Genomic DNA, 17,255 nt, shown 5'->3' with positions numbered 1-17,255 from the left:
GAAAAGGCGGAGATAAGTAGAAGTTAAGCGGGCATCGGGCGAAATCGTCAGCGGGGCTGGCGCATGGGCAGGCCAAGCCGGGCGGCGGCGTTGCGCAGGTGCGCGGCGGCGTGCAGGCGGGCCTGCGCGGCATCGCGGGCGCGGATCGCATCGAAGATCGCCACGTGCTCGGCATGGACCTGCTCGGGCAGGCCTGGCTGCCGGCTGGAATTCAGGCGCGCGGTGCGCACCGCCTGATGCAATTGCAGCGTCATGTACTGCAGTAGCTGCAGGTAGTACTTGTTGTGCGTGGCCGTGGCGATGGCGATATGGAACTGGATATCGGGTTCCACGCCGTGATCGGCATCATCAAGCTGGGCCGCCAGTGCGTCGAGCAGAGCGCCCATGCGGGCAATGTCCTGCTCCGTCCGGTGCAACGCGGCCATCGCGGCAGCGGCACTTTCCAGATCAAGGCGCAGCTCGAAAATATCGGCCAGATCGGTGTTATCGGCGCCGCCGCTCAGACGGAAACCGCTGTCACTGACGCGGGAACGCACAGTGCTGCCCAGACCCTGGCGGCTTTCGACCATCCCAAGCGACCGCAGATGCTCGGTCACCTCGCGGATCACGGCAGCGCTGACACCGTAGCGCTCGGCCAGTTGCTTGCCGGTCGGCAGCCGGGCGCCCACGGGAAACGTGCCGTCGGCAATCTCGCCACGCAACTGCTGGATGACGCGCTCGGTCAGAGTGATGGGTCGGGTCTGCATGGGACGACACCTTACCCTTTTCTGGTTATATGAAAACCTAGGGTAAATACTTAATAACTCGGGTGTCGAGCGGGCTGGGCCAACTGTCCCAACCCTACTTCTTCAACCGATACGCCAGCTGCGGCCGCGTGATCCCCAGCATCCGCGCCGCCGACGACAGGTTGCCACGCGTCGTCGTCATCGCCAGTTGCATCAGCTTGGCTTCGATTTGCGGCAGGGACACCTGCTGGTTGAGCAGTTTTTCGATCAGCGCGTCGGCATCCTGGCTGGGCTCCTCGCTACCGGCAGCCTGCTGGCTGGCAAACAGATGAGCGACGTCGATCATCCCGGTGGCAGGCGCCAGCAAGACGCCACGCTCGATCATGTTTTCGAGTTCGCGGATATTGCCGGGCCACGGGTATTGCACCAGCGCATCGCGCGCCCGCGTGCTCAAGCCGCGCACCTGCTTCTGATACAGCGCGTTGAAGCGCTGGATGAATGACTGGGCGAGCTCGGGGATGTCTTCCTTGCGCTCGCGCAGGGCGGGGATCGAGATCGGATAGGTGCTGATCCGGTAGAACAGGTCAGCACGAAACTGGCCGTGCTTGATCGCCTGCGCCAGATTGACGTTGGTGGCGGCGATCAGGCGGACGTTGACCTTGCGCGCCTCCACGCCACCGAGCCGTTCCACTTCGTTGTTCTGCAGCACGCGCAGCAGCTTGACCTGCGCGGCCGGCGGCAGGTCGCCGATTTCGTCGAGGAACAGGGTGCCGCCATGCGCGCGTTCAAAGCGGCCGGGGCGCGACTGCTGGGCGCCCGTGTAGGCGCCTTTTTCCACGCCGAACAGCTCGGATTCGATCAACTCGTGCGGGATCGCCGCGCAGTTGACCGCGACGAACGGCTGCTCGCCGCGCGGGCCGTGATCGTGCAGCCAGCGCGCGAACATCTCCTTGCCGGCACCGGTCTCGCCCGTCAGCAGCACGGTGATATGGCTGTCTGCTGCGGCGGAAAGCAGGTTGAAGGCTTCACGGAACGCCGGCGACTGGCCGATCAGGTTGCCCTGGTTCGCGCCACACAGTGTTTCGCGCAGTGTGCTGACTTCCTGCTGCAGGGTGAGCAGGTCGCTGATGACGGAGTCGGGTTCGAAGTACTTCAGGTAGTCGGGGTCGTTCCACGTCTCGGCCGGCTTGCCGACGATGCGGCAGAGACTGTCGCCGCGCCGCTCGCATTCGGTTTCCTTGTAGATGACCAGCCGGTCCATGAACGTGCTGCTGTAGCCCGATGCGTAGCCAAGCTGCACCCAGCAGCCAGACTCCTCGCGGGGCAGGGACTCCATCACGGGCGCTTCGCCCTCCCATGAGTCCTGCCAGAGAAACTCGCCATAGAAGTGGCCGGTGTCGCGGTCGATCTCCAGGCGAACCGGGTCCACGCGCGTGACGCCTTCGAGCATGTGCAACTGCGGCCCCCAAAGGAAGGCATCGTTGGGCGAACTGGCCAGTTCTTCACTGCGCTCGCGCTTGACCATCTCGGCATCGCGCATGCCTTGTGCATAGCCCATGCGGATCAGCAGCCCCTTGCCGCGCTCCACGCCGAGCGTATCGAGGATTTCCTTGCGCAGGTAGCTCAGCGCTTCGGTGTGCATCAGCACCATGCGCGACTGGCCAAGGCGAATCTGCGCGGCCTTGGCGTCGATGGTCAGTAGCGAAGCCAGCTCGAACGGCGGCTGCGCGGGGGGTGTTGTCATCCTTGTCACTCCAGATTCCGGCGGGCTTTCGAGCCTCGTTTTTGCGTAGCCTAGCACGGCATCCGGCGTTGCCGGAGCCCGGAAATCCCGCATCAGGAGCGCGTGCTGCGGCGCAGCGCGAGACGATTTGATCATTTGATCAAATCCGCCTGAATCACCTCATCAAATCATCAAGCGGGTTGGCCGGCCAGAATGCGGCCGATTGGCCGCAAGCCCTTGCGCCACAACGGTCTGCATCGCCTGGCACGCCATTCGCTATAGCTCTCCCACCTGAAATCACGAGACAACGCACACGCACCGCGATGTGCGGCGCACCAGGAGCGAGACATGACATATCCCCCTCAGGCACTTCAAGGTCACTGGCATCACCATGCCCCGCGCTACGTGCGCGTGACCGGGCGCAGCGAGCGTTGGGTGGAGTTCGAGTTTTCGATCGGCGATCCACAGATCTACGTCGAACTGGTCATGCCGCCCGAGCAGTTCCAGTCGTTCTGCGCCGAGCAGCGGGCCGAGCTGCTGCAGTGATACCCAAAAACGCCCCCACTCGACATCCGAGGAGACAACCACCATGCAAATCGATATCCGGACTGACGCCAGCGTCACTCCGATCCGGCAGACCTTCGCGCATATCGCGCGCCGGCTCGGCGCCGACAAGCCGGCCACGCGCTATCAGGAGGCGATGTACGACCTGCAGCCGGTCACGAGCTTCCACTACCGGCCGCTATGGCAGCCGCAATACGAGCTGTACGACGCCCGGCGCACCCGCGTGGTCATGCAGGACTGGTATGCGCTGAAGGACCCGCGCCAGTACTTCTACGGCGGCTACGTCAATGCGCGCGCCCGTCAGCAGGAGACGATGGAGAAGAACCTTGAGTTCGTGGACAAGCGCGGGCTGCTGAGCCGGTTGCCCGACGATGTGCGCGAGCTGCTCACGCTGGGCGTGGTGCCGCTGCGCCACGTCGAATGGGCGGCCAACATGAACAACGCGTCGATTACCGCCTACGGTTTCGGGTCGGCCATCACGCAGGCCGCGATGTATCACACGATGGACCGCCTGGGTATCGCGCAGTACCTGACCCGCATCGGGCTGCTGATCGGCGACAAGGCCGCCGTGGACCAGGCCCGCGCCGCCTGGATGGAAGACATGGCCTGGCAGCCGCTGCGACACGCGGCGGAGGACCTGTTGGTGCGCGATGACTGGTTCGAGCAGCACGTGGCGCAGAACCTGGTGCTCGATGGTCTGATCTATCCGCTGGTCTACCAGCAGTTCGACGCGCGCCTCTCCGCAACCTGGCCCGCGTTTTCGCTCGTGACCGATTTCATGTCCGCCTGGTACGCCGAGACCACGCGCTGGGTCGATGCCACCGTGAAAACGGCCGCACAGGAAAGCCCGGAGAACGCGGCGGTTATCGCTGGGTACGCCTTCGGCTGGCTCGATCGCTTCACGCACGCGCTGCGCCCGCTGGCGCACCGGCTGTTCGGCGAGGATGCCGAGTCCGAACTGGCCAATGCCGTCGAAGCGCTGGGCAAGCGCCTGAGCGGTCTGGGCCTGGCACGTCAATGACGGAGACAACCATGAGCGACGCCATCGTATTCATCGCCCTCCAGACCAACGACGACATGCGCCCGGTGATCGAGGCGATCGAGGCCGACAACCCGCACGCCACCGTCAACCACTACCCGGCGATGGTCAAGATCGACGCGCCGGGGCGGCTGGAGATCCGCCGCGCCAGCGTGGAGGAGCGCATCGGCCGCCCCTGGGACGTGCAGGAGCTGCAGCTTGGCCTGATTTCCCTTGCAGGAAACATCGACGAAACCGAAGACCAGTTCGTACTGGCGTGGCGCTGAGCCAGAACCCCAAGACAGGAGACAAACCATGACAACCGCCACTGCCATCGCCTCCGCCGCCCGCGCGGCGACCCGTCCGAAGCTCTCGCTCAAGGAGAAGTACGCGGTACTGACCCGCGACCTCGGTTGGGAGACCACGTACCAGCCGATGGATAAGGTGTTTCCGCACGACAAGTTCGAAGGCATCGTGATCCATGACTGGGACGGCTGGGAAGACCCGTTCCGCCTGACGATGGATGCGTACTGGAAATTCCAGTCCGAGAAGGAGCGCAAGCTCTACGCGATCATCGACGCGTTCCAGCAGAACAACGGCCAGCTCAACGTGACCGACGCCCGCTACATCAACGCGCTGAAGCTGTTCCTGACCGGGGTGTCGCCGCTGGAGTACGCGGCGCACCGTGGCTTCGCCATGGCGGGCCGTAATCTGCGCGGCGTTGGGGCGCGCGTGGCGTGCCAGATGCAATCGATCGACGAACTGCGGCATTGCCAGACCCAGATCCACACGATCAGCCACTACAACAAGTTCTTCAACGGTTTTGCCGACTGGCGCCATCTGCATGACCGGCTCTGGTACCTGTCCGTGCCGAAGTCGTATTTCGAGGATGCGATGACCGCCGGGCCGTTCGAGTTCATCACGGCGATCTCGTTCTCGTTCGAATACGTGCTGACCAACCTGCTGTTCATGCCGTTCATGTCCGGCGCGGCCTACAACGGGGACATGGCCACGGTGACGTTCGGCTTCTCGGCGCAGTCCGACGAGTCGCGCCACATGACGCTGGGCCTGGAGGTGGTCAAGTTCATGCTCGAGCAGGACCCTGCCAACCGGCCGATTATCCAGAAGTGGATCGACAAATGGTTCTGGCGCGGCTACCGGCTGCTGACGCTGGTGGCGATGATGATGGACTACATGTGCCCCAAGCGCGTGATGAGCTGGAAGGAGGCGTGGGAGATCTACTTCGAGCAGAACGGTGGGGCGCTGTTTGCCGATCTGGCGCGCTATGGCATCCGGATGCCCAAGTATCACGAGCAGGCCGCCAAGGAAAAGGATCACCTGTCGCACATCGCATGGTCGATCTTCTACAACTTCAACCACGCCGCGGCCATCCACACATGGGTGCCCGAGCCGCACGAAATGGACTGGTTGGCGCAGAAGTATCCCGACAGCTTCGACACGCATTACCGGCCGCGCTTCGACTACTGGAAGCAGCAACAGGAGGCCGGCCAGCGCTGGACCAACCCGGGCCTGCCGATGCTGTGCCAGGTGTGCCAGATCCCGATGGCCTTCACCGAACCCGACGACCCGACACAGATTTGCTATCGCCATGCGGAGCACAACGGCGAGCACTACCACTTCTGCTCGGATGGCTGCCGGGACATATTCCAGGGTGAGCCCGAGAAGTACGTGCAGGCATGGCTGCCAGTGCATCAGATTTTCCAGGGCAACTGCGGCGGCCCAACGCTGCCCGAGGTGCTCGACTGGTACCACCTGAAGCCCGAGGATCGCGGCGACTACGCCGATTCGCCCGACCGCGCGAACTGGGAGCGCTGGACCGGGCAAGGCAACAACCGTTCGTAAACAAGGAGACCAGATCATGCCAGTCATCGCATTGGAACCGGGCTACACCGGCGAGGTCCGCGACCGGATCGAAAACTTCCACGGCAACCAGCTTGTGTACTTCGGATGGGACCAGCACCGGTTGTTCTGCAGCCCGTTCACGCTGCCGCTGCCGCCCGACATGCCGTTCGGCGCGTTGGTCTCCGATGTCATCGTGCCGCTGCTGGGCGCGCACCCGGAAGGCGCCCGGATCGACTGGGCGCAGGTGCAGTGGTTGCGTGGCGATACGCCATTCACGCCGGATGCGGCCGCAAGCCTGGTCGACAACGGGCTTGGCCACAAGTCGCTGCTGCGCCTGCGTACCCCGGGCCTGCCGGGCATTGCCGGCTCGGCCAACTGAACTTGCTGCAGGAGGTTGCCATGACCTATCAGCTCACCATCGAGCCGCTCGGCCAGACCATCGACATCGCCGAAGGACAGACCGTGCTTGACGCCTGCCTGCGCGCCGGCGTGTGGCTGCCCCATGCCTGCGGGCATGGCTTGTGCGGGACCTGCAAGGTGCAGACGGTGGACGGCGAGATCGAGCACGGCGAAGCATCGCCGTTCGCGCTGATGGACTTCGAGCGCGAGGAGGCCAAGTGTCTGGCCTGCTGCGCCACGCCGATGTCCGACCTGACGATCGAGGCCGACATCGATCCCGAGCCCGACGCGCAGTTCCTGCCGCTGATGGACTTTACCGCCGAAGTCACGCGCATTGAAGCGTTGACGCCCACCATCAAGGGTGTGTTCCTGCGGGTGGAGGGTGTGGAAGGGGGCGATGCGCTGCGCTTCCAGCCGGGCCAGTACGTCAACGTATGGATCGGCAAGGAAGCGACGCCGCGCGCGTTCTCGATCGCGTCGGCGCCATCGGCGGACGAGATCGAACTGAATATCCGGCTGGTGCCGGGCGGTAGCGCCACGACCTACGTGCACGAGCAACTTGCCGTGGGCGAGCGTCTGCAGCTATCGGGGCCGCTCGGGCGTTTCTTCGTGCGCAAGAGCGATCCGCGCCCGCTGGTGTTCATGGCTGGCGGGTCGGGATTGTCGAGCCCGCGTTCGATGATCCTCGACCTGCTGGAGTCCGGCGACCAGCGCCAGATCGTGCTCGTGCATGGCGCACGGACCGCTGACGAACTGTATTACCGCGATGCCTTCGAAGCGCTGGCCTCCCAGCACGACAACTTCACCTATGTGCCCGTGCTGTCGGCCGAGGCGCAAGGCAGTGCATGGGCCGGCGAGCGCGGCTACGTGCACGAGGCCGCCGGGAGTCATTTCGGCTACGACTTCCGTGGCTGGCGGGCCTATCTGTGCGGGCCACCGCCGATGATCGAGTCGTGCATCGCCGCCCTGATGCAGGGGCGCTTGTTCGAGAAGGACATCTTCACCGAGAAGTTCCTGTCGGCGGCAGACGCCAGCCAGGCCACCCGCAGTCCGCTGTTCCGCTCACTCTGAAGTATTTCCACCACAAAGGAGACAACCATGGACAAGATCCAGATCGACACCGTTCTGAACCGCATCGAGGAAGCCACCGGTCAGCACGCCAATCCGCGCATCGCGGCCATCGTGCATCGGATGGTGCGCGACCTGTTCCACATGATCGAGGACCTGGATATCCAGCCCGAGGAATTCTGGTCCGGCCTCAATTTTCTGGCCGAAGCCGGCCGCTCGGGCGAACTGGGCCTGATCGCGCCGGGGCTCGGGTTCGATCACTTTCTGGACCTGCGCATGGACGAGGCCGAAAGCCAGGCAGGCATTGCCGGCGGCACGCCGCGCACGATCGAAGGCCCGCTCTACGTGGCAGGCGCGCCGGTGGCGCAGGGCGAGGCGCGCCTGGACGACGGCACGGGCGAGGGCGAAGTGCTGGTGATGGAAGGGCAGGTCAAGGATGGCGCGGGGCAGCCGCTGGCCAATGCCGTGGTCGAGGTCTGGCACGCCAACGCACTCGGCAACTACTCGTACTTCGACCCGACGCAGAGCGCGTTCAATCTGCGTCGCAGTATCGTGACCGATGGCGAGGGCCGCTACCGCTTCCGCAGCATCATGCCGGTGGGCTACAGCGTGCCGCCGAATGGGGCAACGGACCGCCTGCTCAAGCAGCTCGACCGCCACGGCACCCGTCCGGCGCATATCCATTTCTTCGTCTCGGCACCGGGCCATCGCAAGCTGACCACGCAGATCAACATCGATGGCGATCCGTACCTGTGGGATGACTTCGCTTTTGCCACACGCGAAGGGTTGGTACCGCCGATCACGCGCGTGAGCGATGCGGCGGCAATGGCTGCGCTGGGCGTGGACAAGCCGTTTGCGTCGATCCGCTTCGACTTCACGCTTCACGCGGACCAGGCAAATGCCCCGCAGGCCGAGGTGGCGCGACAGCGGGCATCGGTGGCGGCCTGAGCGCCGTTGTTTGGAGAGGGTCGCCCTGGATACCCGGGTTTCGGGACGGCCCTCGCCGCGCGCTGGCTTTAGCGCTGCAGGACCAGATTGGTCCAATGCACGTCGGTGCGATCCATCAGGCCGCTGCGCTGGCTGCAATGCGCGCTGCGCAGGCCGTATGGCTCCGCCAGCGCGATGGTCTCGGCGGCCGACACGTCGAACATGCGCCGGCCGGCGGGCACCGGGCCGTGCCGCAGGGACAGGAACACCAGGCCGTGATCGGCCAGCAGCGCGTCGACGGCACCCATTGCCTGGACGCGTTCGTCGGCATCGAGGTGCATCCACACGGCGGTCAGCATGATCACGTCAAAGCGCGTCGGCCGTTCGCGCAGCCTGGCCAGCGCGGGCAGGGTGTCATCGAGCCAGTCGATATCCACATCCGCGTGGAGCTTGCGGCCAGCCTCGCGTAGTTCTGCGGTCGGTTCCACCGCCACGACCTGATGGCCGCGCCGTGCCAGGGCGGCGGCATCGCGCCCGGTGCCCGCGCCGACATCGACAATGCGGGCCGGCGGCGCCGGCAACAGGTGGAGCACGTCGCGATGGACATCCTCGAACGTGATGCTTTCGTACTGGACGACGAGGGTGCTGGCCTGTTCGCCATAACCGGCCGTGCTTGTCTTGGGCATGGTCAGAGTTTTCCTTCAAGCGACTTCCGTTCGCGCCACATCTCCTGCACGAACGGGTCGGTGATGCCGTACAGGCCGTGCCCTTTGCGCATGATCAGGTTGCTTGCCATCAGTTCGTTGACCACCGGCTGTGCTGCCTCGACCTTCACTTCCCGGCCTATTGCCAAGGAGTACGCCGCGGCCGCGTCGGCCGAGAACAAACCCCGTGCGTCGCCTTGCGTGGTGGCAATGCGGTCGAAGATCGCGGTTGCCAGGCCGCCAAGTTGTTCGAGCTTCATCAGTTCCACGTCGGCAGCCGCCGAACGCAGCGTGTTGGCGATGGTCGGCAGGTGCTCGTCGGGATTGCTGCCCTCGGGCAGGTGGAAATGCAATTGCCGCAGCGCCCGGATCATCTCCTCGGGCCGATGGCCAAGCGCCTGGAACGCCTTGATGGCGACGTCGGGCGAGGGCAGGGCGGTAAAGCCCTCGGAGGACAGGCGCGCCAGCAGATAGTCGATATATTCCCGGTCGAGCACCGGGTAAGCGACCGACGTGGCGCCGGCGAAGGCCTGGTTGCGTCGCGCGGTCAGTTCGCCCACCAGCGCGCGATGCGAGCCGGTTCCCACGAACAGGAAATGCCCTGTGGTGCCGGGGCGGGGATTGATGGCATCACGCGCGGCCTTGAGCGCCAGCAGCATTTGATTGCCTTCGTCCGAGGTGATGGCGTGCTGCACTTCGTCGACGATCAGCACGACATCGGCGCCGGCCTGATCGACGACTTCTTTCAGCGCCTGGGCCAGCGTCGCGCCGCCAGCCTCGCCGAGGGTGTCGAGCTTGAAGCTGAATTTGAAGCCGAAGGCGGCGATGTCGGCACTGGCCAGACGCTTGAGCTTGCGAAGGATCGTGGAAGACGGGGACTCCAGCTCGGTCAGTGTTTTCTTGACGGCTTCCAGGATCAGTCGGGCGGGGCTGCGCTGCGTGTCGCTCCACAGGTCCACATAGATCACGATCGCGCCAAGGTCTTCGAGCGCGGGAATCAGGTCGTTGATTAAAAACGTGGTCTTGCCCGTGCGGCGCAGGCCGGAAAGGAACAGGCCCGAGCGCAGGCCCTCGTCCAGTACCCCTGGTTGCAGAAGTTGCCTGGCCATCTGTTTGGCGAGTTCCGGCCGTTGGTAAATGTTGCTCATCGGGCGCCTGATGTGAATTAGCGTGAATTATCCAGATGGAATAATTATACGGATTTCATAAAATACAGTAAAAGTCGGCAGGCCGGCGTGCAAAAGCAATGAGAAGTGGCATGATTGCCACTTTCTCTGTCACGCCAATGTATCGGCATGGAGCGCCTCCCATGGTACTTTCGCCAGCCATTCCCATTCTCCGGATCTTCTCGGTCGAGAAAGCCAGGGAGTTCTACCTCGACTTCCTTGGCTTCCAGGTCGACTGGGAGCACCGCTTCGAGCCGGACCTTCCGCTTTACATGCAGGTCAGGCGCTCCGGGCTGACACTGCACCTCAGCGAGCATCATGGTGATGCCACGCCCGGGTCCGCTGTATTCATTCCGGTGGAGGACATCGACGCGCTGCAGCGCGAACTGATCGCCAAACAGTACGGATACGCGCGGCCCGGCGTAGAGGCAGTGGGCTGGGGCCGCGAAATGCAGGTGGCCGACCCGTTCGGCAACCGCCTGCGGTTCTGCGAGTTCACCAAGGATTAAGACCGGGATCAGGCCCAGGACTAGGCCACAGCCGCGCCGACAGCAGCCGGCTCTGGAGGCGTGTCGGACATCTTCACTTCGTTCAGTGTCCCGCTCGCCTTGGCGATGGCCCGCGACAGCCGTGCCACTTCATTGAGCTGTTCGATCATGTCGTTGGCAAGTCGGAAGTTGATCGCGTCCACGGCGCTCCGCAATGGCAGGGCGCTCATGATGGCCTGCCGCGCGACGCCGGCCTGCGCTTCGATTTCCGGCTTGGCATTGACGATGCGCGTGGCGACTTCGGTGTCCGGATGCGCGATTGTCTCCACCGCCAGCGCCAGGTATTCGGACACCATCGCCGCGAAGCCCGCCGACTCTGGATTGCGTAGCGATGCGGCATCCGCGCCATGCGACAGCCGTCGTTGGCTCAGGGCCAGCATGCTGGTGGTGGCAACCTCCCGAATGGCGTCGAGGCACGTGGCGATCCGCGCCAGATCCACAAGCTGATGGCCTTCATCATCGTTGTGAACCGCGTCCGACAGGTGTCCGATATAGGTCAGGATGGCCGTGCTCAGCGAATCGGCAGCTTTGTCCTGGTCGGTCAGCGTGACGAGCTCCTGCGAATCGCCTTCCACGACCAGCGCGGCACTATGTTCGACCAGTTCCTGGACCTGCTTGCCCAGCGATACCAGTTCAAGCTGCACACGGGGGATGGCCAGCGCCGGCATCCCGGCCAGCGTGTCGTCCAGGAATCGCGGCAGGCCAGGGTCCTGCCAGCCTTCGCGCGCCGGTGGCGCCAGCCGTTGGGCGAGCTTGCCGATGGGTCCGGTGAACCAGATCAGCACGGCGGTGCTTAACACGCTGAATACGGTATGGGCGTTGGCGGCCTGTCGCGGGGTTTCGGCGGCCAGACGGGCGGCGCCGGTCAACTCCGGCGAGGACGGAGAGATTTCGCGGATGAAGTCCGCGAACTGCGGGATGATAAAGACGAGGAACAGCACGCCGAGCACGTTGAACAGCAGATGGACGATGCCCACCTGGGCCGCCTCGGCCGACTTGCCGATCGACGCGAGCAGCGCCGTGCCGCAAGTGCCCACGTTGGCCCCCAGTATCAGCGCAATGCCTGATTCGAGCGGAATCAGTCCCTGGCTACCCAGCGCGATGACGATAGCCAGCGTGGCCGCCGAGCTTTGCACGATGGCAGTGAAGACTGCGCCGATCAGGATGCCGATCCACGGATTGCGCATTTCCTGCATCGCCGTGATGAACGGCTGGAAATTACGCAGTGGGCGCGTGGCATCGCCCATGAATTCAATCCCAAGGAATAGCAGGCCGAGCCCGAGCACCACGCCGCCAAGCTGCTGCAGCAACTCTCGCTTGGCGAAACCTTGCAGCAGGAAGCCGCCAGCCAGCATAAACGGCGTGATCGCCGAAATGTTGAAAGCGATGATCTGCGCGGTCAGCGTCGAGCCGATATTGGCACCCATGATCACCGGGATCGATTGCTGAAGCGTCATCAGCCCGGCGGAGACAAAGCCCACCAGCAGCACCGTGGTGATCGTCGAGGAGTTCAGCAGGGCCGTGATGCCCGCGCCGGCCAGCACGCCGCGAAAGCGGTTGGCGGTCAGGGTGCCCAGCAGCGATTGCAGCCGCGCGCCGGCAATCGCCTTGAGGCCTCGGGTCATCAGATCCAGACCAAACAGGAACAGGGCCAGGCCGCCAACGAGCAGGCCAGTGATCTCGATCAGGTTCAGGTTCAGACCATTGAGCATGGGCAGCTTCGGGCAATGGGTCGACGCAAGCCAGCGACCGTGCCATTGTACGAGTTTCCTATACCATTTCACGCCATTGATTTTTTTGCCTCCACCATGAAAATTTTCGCGTCCTACCGCCTTCGAACCGTTACCGCCGCCTTGGCGCTTTGCACGGCCAGCGCCCATGCCGCGGGTGATGGTGTGCCCGTCGGGGAGGATCGTCTGGCGCGGCTGGTGGCAGATACCGTCCGACCCGTCATGGCGCAGTACGAAGTACCCGGCATGGCCGTGGCCGTAACAGTCCGCGGCAAGTCCCAGGTCTTCAACTTCGGCCTGGCATCGAAGGCGGACGCCACCCCGGTCACCGAACACACGTTGTTCGAGATCGGGTCGGTCAGCAAGACGTTTACGGCGACGCTCGCCTCATACGCGGCGCAGCGTGGCGCCATATCGTTCTCAGACAAGGCTAGCCAGTACCTGCCCGGATTGGCGGGTAGCAGCCTCGATGCGATCAGCCTGCTGGAACTCGGGACGTACACGGCAGGCGGGCTGCCGTTGCAGTTCCCCGATGCGGTGACCACCTCTGACCAGATGCTGGCGTACTTCAAGGAATGGAAGCCGACGTACGCGGCTGGCACGCATCGGCAGTACTCGAACCCGAGCATCGGCCTGTTCGGTTATCTGGCCGCGCGGAGCCTGGGTGAGCCGTTCGACAACCTGATGGAGCACCGCATCTTTCCGGGCCTGGGCCTGAAGCACTCATTCATCCGGGTGCCGCAGTCCCGCATGGGCGACTATGCCTATGGCTACAAGGACGGCAAGCCGATCCGCGTGAACCCCGGCATGTTCGACTCGGAAGCCTATGGCGTGAAGACCACGGCGGCCGACATGATTCGGTTCGTCGAAGCCAATATGGATGGCGCGCGGCTGGAGCCGACGTTGCAGCGGGCGGTTACCGGTACGCACACCGGCTACTTCCGCGTTGGCCCCATGACCCAAGGCCTGGGCTGGGAAATGTACACCTGGCCAACCTCGCTCGAGGATCTGCTGACGGGCAACGCCGCCGGGATGCTGGAGCCGAAGGAAGTCGCACGGCTGGCGCCGCCGCAGCCCCCCAGGGCCGACGTGCTGATCAATAAGACTGGTTCCACCAACGGCTTCGGCGCCTATGTGGTGTTCGTCCCGGCTCGTCAGATCGGCGTGGTGATGTTGGCGAACCGCAATCTGCCGATCCCCGAGCGCGTGCGGGCGGCGTACCAGATCCTGAAGGCGCTGGACGCGCAGTAGACACCGATATCGGGCATCGGGCATCGGGTCGGGATCAGGCCGGGTCGATGTTCTGATTCAGCCTGAAAGCGTTGTCAGGATCGTATTGGCGTTTCACAACAACCAGCCGTGAATGGTTGACGCCATACGCGGCGCGGGTGCGTTGGGCGCCTTCGTCGCCGAGGTTGTTGGCGTACACCCCGCCCGTCGAGTACGGCTGGACCGCTTCCCACAGGCCGCGCGCCCACTCCCGGTGTTTGTCGTCGTCGGCCGGGTCATCCCAGATGGCCAGCGGGAAGCAGTCGAAGTCCGCCGACCGGTTTCCATATGCGGTGGCCTCGTCGGGTACGCGGGCGATGGCGCCGCCGACCTGCTGGAACACCACCAGGCAGCCCGGCGAGGGCGCTAGGGCATAGGCAGCGAGGAGAGCGTCGACCGCCTCCGCGCGAATCTGGCGGAGGAACTGGGCCTTCCAGTAATACCGCCGGCCGCGCGCGAAGAGCGCATCGCTGGCCGACTGCATCTGCAGATACGGAACGAAGTCGAGTTGGGCGTCGACCGGATTGCCGAACTCGACCAGCGGGCGCAGCGCTGCTTGCCTTGTCTCTTCAGTGCCATCTGGCCCGACATGACACGCCGAGATGCTGAGACATCGCTCGCCCGATGGCTGGGTGACGAGCGCGGCGTCGGCCGCAACGTCATCCGGGGCGGCGCGGGCGAAAGCATCGTAGTGCAGCATCGCCTCCCGAGCCTGATCCCACGGGTAGACCACGGCGCATACCGGCAGTCTGGCGGGAATCGGATGCAGACGGAAATGGAACGCCGTGACGATGCCGAAATTGCCACCGCCGCCGCGTATCGCCCAGAACAGGTCCGGGTGCTCGGTCGTGCTGGCGTGCAGCCGTTCCCCGTCGGCGGTGACGATTTCCACGGCCTCCAGGTTGTCGCAGCTCAGCCCGTACTTGCGGCCCAGCTTGCCGAACCCGCCCCCCAGCGTCAGCCCGGCGATACCCGTATCGCTATTGACCCCCATCGTCGTGGCCAGGCCATGCCGCAGCGATGCCTGGTCGAACTCACCGAGATTGAGCCCTGCCTCCGCGCGGGCGCGGCGCCGCGCGACATCCACGTCGATGCGCTTCATACGCGACAGATCAATGACGATGCCGTTGTCACACGTGGAAAGTCCGGCGAGATTGTGCCCCCCGCTGCGAACCGCGATGGTCAGGCCGGTGGCCCGGGCGAACCGTACGGCGCCTGCCACGTCGGTGGCGTCGGCGCAGTAGACGACCAACGCCGGATGCTTGTCGATTGCGCCATTCCAGACCTTGCGCGCCATATCGTAGTCAGGATCCCCGCGCTGGACGAGTTGGCCACCCAACGCCTGCCGAAACGCCTCGAACCCTGGATTGCCGCCGTCCCCGGATGCCTCTTGCCGATCTGATCGCATCACGCCCCCCAAGTTGGTCACGCCCCCGAGACCATGGTGGTGCGCGCGGCGGTCGGGTGCAAAGGCAAAGATCTCAGCTTGTAGATGAGAAAAGCTCACCTAGACTGGACCCATGCAAAAACTGCCGCCCCTGCGCGCATTGCAGGCATTCGAGGCGGTTGCGCGTCACCGCAGTTTCAAGGCCGCAGCGGCGGAGCTAAACGTGACGCCGACCGCCATCAGCCATCAGATCCGGATGCTCGAGCAGATCTGCGGCAAGGCGTTGCTCCAGCGACGCCCGCGTCCGCTCCGGCTGACCGTGGCGGGGGAGCGGCTCTATCCGGCGCTGCGTAGTGGTTTCGCGCTGTTTGCCGAGGCCGTGGCGACCGTTGGGCAGCCCGGTGTGGCACGCCCGCTGCGCGTGACCAGTCCGAACGCTTTCGCGAGCCGCTGGCTGGTTCCGCGCCTTCCGGCCTGGCAGGGGCTGCATCCCGAATGGCCGCTGGAGATCATCGGCACGGACCGGGTCCTGGATCTGGCTGCGGGCGAGGCTGACGTCGCCATTCGCTACGCGCGATGCGCGCCCAAGGGGCTGGTCAGTACAGAGTTCGCGCGCGATACCTTCTTCGCCGTGGCCAGCCCGATGCTGCTGGCGAGGGCGGGGCGGGAAGGGCAGGCGACATTCGATATCGGCGATCTCACGCATATCCCCCTGATCCACTACGAATGGAGCAGCGGCGACCCGCACGCCCCGACCTGGGCGCAGTGGTTCGCGGCTGCGGGTCTCACCGCAGGCGACTCGTCGGCTCGGCGTGGCCGCCATGACCTGAGTTTTCGCGAGGAACTGCACGCCATCGACGCGGTGGTGGCCGGCCAGGGCGTGGCGCTATGCAGCAACGTGGTGGTGGACGGCCTGCTGCGCAGTGGCGCGTTGTGCAAGGCGCACGCGCTGGGGTTGCCCGGCTTCGGCTTCTACGTGGCCCATGCCGCCGGCCATCCGGATCTGGCAGCGGTGGAGGGCTTTTCAGGCTGGCTGCTGTCGACGGCCGGGACGCCGGCGGGCGAACATCCGGCCTAGTTGGGCGGCATCTCGGGCGGTATCAGGTCCGGGTTCCAGGCGACCTCCCACATATAGCCGTCGGGGTCCTGGAAGTAGCCGGCATAGCCACCCCAGAAGGTATCCACCGGGGGTTTGAGGATGATGGCTCCGGCACGGCGTGCCTGCTCGATGACGGCGTCGACTTCGGCCCGGGAGCGGACGTTGTGACCCAGCGAGATCGACGTGATGCCCAGGGGCGTATTGGTTGCGGCATCCTTGGCCAGAAACTCGCGGGGATAGAGCGCCAGCCGCAGTCCCGACTCCAGATCGAAGAAGACCACGGCACCGTGCTCGAACTCGGTGCCGACGATGCCCTTGGTTGGCCAGCCCAGGCCGTCGCGATAGAACGCCAGCGACCGTTCGAGACTGCCGACACCCAGCGTGAGAAGCGTGAGGCGAGGATGCATGGTTGGATGGTCGGTGGTTCAGGGCGCGGGAGATGCGGTGAGATCCAGGGAGACCACGCGCAAGGTGGCGTCGTCGGGGCACATCGTGTCCGTGAAACCCAGCCGATGCGCCAGGCCGCGCATCGCGGTATTGGATGCCAGCACGTAGCCAATCATCGTGTGGTATCCGGCGGCCCGTGCCGTCGCGATCAGGATCTCCATGAGATGGCGCGCCAGGCCAAGACCATGCCAGCCGTCGACGATTGTCACCGCGAATTCGCAGGATCCGGAGTGCGGGTCGGTAGTGAAGCGGGCGCCGCCAATCAGATCACCCTTGTCCTCCGTCCCCGCCATGGCGACCAGCGCGCATTCGCGGACCGGCGTCGGGTGAACGGCCGTTTCCAGCAACGCGTCCGGCAGGTCGTGCATGGACGCCATGAATCGCGTATACCGCGAGTCATCAGACAGGCGATGGAAGGCCGTCAGGATGCCGCCTTTGTCCTGCGGGCGGATCGTTCGTATCAGCACCTGCTTGCCGTTTCGCAGGGTCACACAGGTGGGCAACGTCGGGGCTGTGGCTTGCATAGGGTGATGGCTCGGTTCCATTTGGGCTGATTCATGGTAGGCAAGCGGCGTCGGGAATCCAAATCCGGCGGGCCGGCTACAAACATCGACTGGC

At 64.7% G+C, this 17,255-nt stretch carries 18 protein-coding genes; 10 read left to right on the top strand and 8 right to left on the bottom strand.

Annotation, left to right across the window (positions count from 1 at the left end; translation table 11 throughout):
- Positions 1-47: 47 nt before the first annotated feature.
- Together WD006_RS05340 and WD006_RS05335 are read right to left on the bottom strand one after the other, a co-directional pair.
- Complete coding sequence (locus WD006_RS05340) at positions 48-746, bottom strand: FadR/GntR family transcriptional regulator (RefSeq protein WP_011516518.1); 699 nt, start codon at positions 744-746, stop codon at positions 48-50.
- A 94-nt stretch (positions 747-840) separates the two neighbouring features.
- Positions 841-2,469 carry a sigma-54-dependent Fis family transcriptional regulator gene (locus tag WD006_RS05335; RefSeq protein ID WP_011516517.1) on the bottom strand — a complete coding sequence of 543 codons (1,629 nt, stop codon included), beginning with the start codon at positions 2,467-2,469 and terminating at the stop codon, positions 841-843.
- A gap of 327 nt (positions 2,470-2,796) precedes the next feature.
- Between WD006_RS05335 and WD006_RS05330 the strand changes: the two genes are divergently transcribed.
- From WD006_RS05330 to catA, 7 genes are read left to right on the top strand one after another with little or no spacing between them, the layout of a single operon-like run.
- Positions 2,797-2,994, top strand: a complete 198-nt coding sequence (locus tag WD006_RS05330) for a phenol hydroxylase subunit (RefSeq protein WP_011516516.1) — start codon at positions 2,797-2,799, stop codon at positions 2,992-2,994.
- Between the two features lie 43 nt (positions 2,995-3,037).
- Positions 3,038-4,033 (top strand): aromatic/alkene monooxygenase hydroxylase subunit beta, encoded by a 996-nt coding sequence (locus tag WD006_RS05325; protein ID WP_029307861.1) that lies wholly within the window; start codon positions 3,038-3,040, stop codon positions 4,031-4,033.
- A gap of 11 nt (positions 4,034-4,044) precedes the next feature.
- Positions 4,045-4,317 (top strand): MmoB/DmpM family protein, encoded by a 273-nt coding sequence (locus WD006_RS05320; RefSeq protein WP_008643953.1) that lies wholly within the window; start codon positions 4,045-4,047, stop codon positions 4,315-4,317.
- Between the two features lie 28 nt (positions 4,318-4,345).
- Positions 4,346-5,893: an aromatic/alkene/methane monooxygenase hydroxylase/oxygenase subunit alpha gene (locus tag WD006_RS05315; protein WP_008643949.1), complete on the top strand. Its 1,548-nt coding sequence runs from the start codon at positions 4,346-4,348 to the stop codon at positions 5,891-5,893.
- Between the two features lie 16 nt (positions 5,894-5,909).
- A complete protein-coding gene (locus WD006_RS05310; RefSeq protein WP_008643948.1) occupies positions 5,910-6,272 on the top strand; it encodes a phenol hydroxylase subunit P4 in 363 nt (120 codons plus the stop codon).
- A gap of 20 nt (positions 6,273-6,292) precedes the next feature.
- Entirely contained in the window at positions 6,293-7,363 is a 1,071-nt protein-coding gene (locus WD006_RS05305; RefSeq protein ID WP_029307862.1) for an NADH:ubiquinone reductase (Na(+)-transporting) subunit F, read from the top strand.
- A gap of 27 nt (positions 7,364-7,390) precedes the next feature.
- The gene (gene catA, locus WD006_RS05300; protein ID WP_029307863.1) at positions 7,391-8,308 is read left to right on the top strand and encodes a catechol 1,2-dioxygenase; all 918 of its coding nucleotides are present in this window, start codon (positions 7,391-7,393) and stop codon (positions 8,306-8,308) included.
- Between the two features lie 68 nt (positions 8,309-8,376).
- Here catA and WD006_RS05295 read toward each other — a convergent pair whose 3' ends face one another.
- Together WD006_RS05295 and WD006_RS05290 are read right to left on the bottom strand one after the other, a co-directional pair.
- Positions 8,377-8,973: a class I SAM-dependent methyltransferase gene (locus WD006_RS05295; RefSeq protein WP_029307864.1), complete on the bottom strand. Its 597-nt coding sequence runs from the start codon at positions 8,971-8,973 to the stop codon at positions 8,377-8,379.
- Between the two features lie 2 nt (positions 8,974-8,975).
- Complete coding sequence (locus WD006_RS05290) at positions 8,976-10,139, bottom strand: AAA family ATPase (RefSeq protein ID WP_375198945.1); 1,164 nt, start codon at positions 10,137-10,139, stop codon at positions 8,976-8,978.
- 161 nt (positions 10,140-10,300) lie between these two features.
- Between WD006_RS05290 and WD006_RS05285 the strand changes: the two genes are divergently transcribed.
- Positions 10,301-10,666 (top strand): glyoxalase superfamily protein, encoded by a 366-nt coding sequence (locus tag WD006_RS05285; protein WP_029307866.1) that lies wholly within the window; start codon positions 10,301-10,303, stop codon positions 10,664-10,666.
- 20 nt (positions 10,667-10,686) lie between these two features.
- On the opposite strand, the gene WD006_RS05280 is transcribed toward WD006_RS05285, so the two are convergent.
- Entirely contained in the window at positions 10,687-12,417 is a 1,731-nt protein-coding gene (locus tag WD006_RS05280) for a Na/Pi cotransporter family protein (protein ID WP_024570263.1), read from the bottom strand.
- A gap of 96 nt (positions 12,418-12,513) precedes the next feature.
- Here WD006_RS05280 and ampC point away from each other — a divergent pair, with 96 nt between their 5' ends.
- Positions 12,514-13,686: a class C beta-lactamase gene (ampC, locus tag WD006_RS05275; protein ID WP_029307868.1), complete on the top strand. Its 1,173-nt coding sequence runs from the start codon at positions 12,514-12,516 to the stop codon at positions 13,684-13,686.
- Positions 13,687-13,720: 34 nt separating this feature from the next.
- Here ampC and WD006_RS05270 read toward each other — a convergent pair whose 3' ends face one another.
- Positions 13,721-15,112: an FAD-binding oxidoreductase gene (locus WD006_RS05270; RefSeq protein ID WP_425648060.1), complete on the bottom strand. Its 1,392-nt coding sequence runs from the start codon at positions 15,110-15,112 to the stop codon at positions 13,721-13,723.
- 112 nt (positions 15,113-15,224) lie between these two features.
- Between WD006_RS05270 and WD006_RS05265 the strand changes: the two genes are divergently transcribed.
- Positions 15,225-16,169: a LysR substrate-binding domain-containing protein gene (locus tag WD006_RS05265; RefSeq protein ID WP_011516506.1), complete on the top strand. Its 945-nt coding sequence runs from the start codon at positions 15,225-15,227 to the stop codon at positions 16,167-16,169.
- Here the strand turns inward: WD006_RS05265 and WD006_RS05260 are convergent.
- The gene (locus tag WD006_RS05260) at positions 16,166-16,597 is read right to left on the bottom strand and encodes a VOC family protein (RefSeq protein ID WP_029307870.1); all 432 of its coding nucleotides are present in this window, start codon (positions 16,595-16,597) and stop codon (positions 16,166-16,168) included. The two genes, WD006_RS05265 and WD006_RS05260, sit on opposite strands and share 4 nt — an antisense overlap.
- Before the next feature lie 18 nt (positions 16,598-16,615).
- Positions 16,616-17,161: a GNAT family N-acetyltransferase gene (locus WD006_RS05255; protein ID WP_029307871.1), complete on the bottom strand. Its 546-nt coding sequence runs from the start codon at positions 17,159-17,161 to the stop codon at positions 16,616-16,618.
- Positions 17,162-17,255 lie beyond the last annotated feature (94 nt).

Source organism: Cupriavidus sp. Met-2 (genome assembly GCF_049843575.1).
Classification (GTDB): domain Bacteria; phylum Pseudomonadota; class Gammaproteobacteria; order Burkholderiales; family Burkholderiaceae; genus Cupriavidus; species Cupriavidus metallidurans.
This window is presented reverse-complemented; position numbering and strand designations above follow the sequence as displayed.

What these genes read in the sequence shown, in the direction of transcription:
- ampC (WP_029307868.1), top strand. Translation starts at nt 12,514, where the DNA reads ATGAAAATTTTCGCGTCCTACCGCCTTCGAACCGTTACCGCCGCCTTG.
- WD006_RS05325 (WP_029307861.1), top strand. Translation starts at nt 3,038, where the DNA reads ATGCAAATCGATATCCGGACTGACGCCAGCGTCACTCCGATCCGGCAG.
- WD006_RS05340 (WP_011516518.1), bottom strand. Translation starts at nt 746, where the DNA reads ATGCAGACCCGACCCATCACTCTGACCGAGCGCGTCATCCAGCAGTTG.
- WD006_RS05280 (WP_024570263.1), bottom strand. Translation starts at nt 12,417, where the DNA reads ATGCTCAATGGTCTGAACCTGAACCTGATCGAGATCACTGGCCTGCTC.
- catA (WP_029307863.1), top strand. Translation starts at nt 7,391, where the DNA reads ATGGACAAGATCCAGATCGACACCGTTCTGAACCGCATCGAGGAAGCC.
- WD006_RS05295 (WP_029307864.1), bottom strand. Translation starts at nt 8,973, where the DNA reads ATGCCCAAGACAAGCACGGCCGGTTATGGCGAACAGGCCAGCACCCTC.
- WD006_RS05310 (WP_008643948.1), top strand. Translation starts at nt 5,910, where the DNA reads ATGCCAGTCATCGCATTGGAACCGGGCTACACCGGCGAGGTCCGCGAC.
- WD006_RS05330 (WP_011516516.1), top strand. Translation starts at nt 2,797, where the DNA reads ATGACATATCCCCCTCAGGCACTTCAAGGTCACTGGCATCACCATGCC.
- WD006_RS05260 (WP_029307870.1), bottom strand. Translation starts at nt 16,597, where the DNA reads ATGCATCCTCGCCTCACGCTTCTCACGCTGGGTGTCGGCAGTCTCGAA.
- WD006_RS05290 (WP_375198945.1), bottom strand. Translation starts at nt 10,139, where the DNA reads ATGAGCAACATTTACCAACGGCCGGAACTCGCCAAACAGATGGCCAGG.
- WD006_RS05315 (WP_008643949.1), top strand. Translation starts at nt 4,346, where the DNA reads ATGACAACCGCCACTGCCATCGCCTCCGCCGCCCGCGCGGCGACCCGT.
- WD006_RS05285 (WP_029307866.1), top strand. Translation starts at nt 10,301, where the DNA reads ATGGTACTTTCGCCAGCCATTCCCATTCTCCGGATCTTCTCGGTCGAG.
- WD006_RS05265 (WP_011516506.1), top strand. Translation starts at nt 15,225, where the DNA reads ATGCAAAAACTGCCGCCCCTGCGCGCATTGCAGGCATTCGAGGCGGTT.
- WD006_RS05335 (WP_011516517.1), bottom strand. Translation starts at nt 2,469, where the DNA reads ATGACAACACCCCCCGCGCAGCCGCCGTTCGAGCTGGCTTCGCTACTG.
- WD006_RS05255 (WP_029307871.1), bottom strand. Translation starts at nt 17,161, where the DNA reads ATGCAAGCCACAGCCCCGACGTTGCCCACCTGTGTGACCCTGCGAAAC.
- WD006_RS05270 (WP_425648060.1), bottom strand. Translation starts at nt 15,112, where the DNA reads ATGCGATCAGATCGGCAAGAGGCATCCGGGGACGGCGGCAATCCAGGG.
- WD006_RS05305 (WP_029307862.1), top strand. Translation starts at nt 6,293, where the DNA reads ATGACCTATCAGCTCACCATCGAGCCGCTCGGCCAGACCATCGACATC.
- WD006_RS05320 (WP_008643953.1), top strand. Translation starts at nt 4,045, where the DNA reads ATGAGCGACGCCATCGTATTCATCGCCCTCCAGACCAACGACGACATG.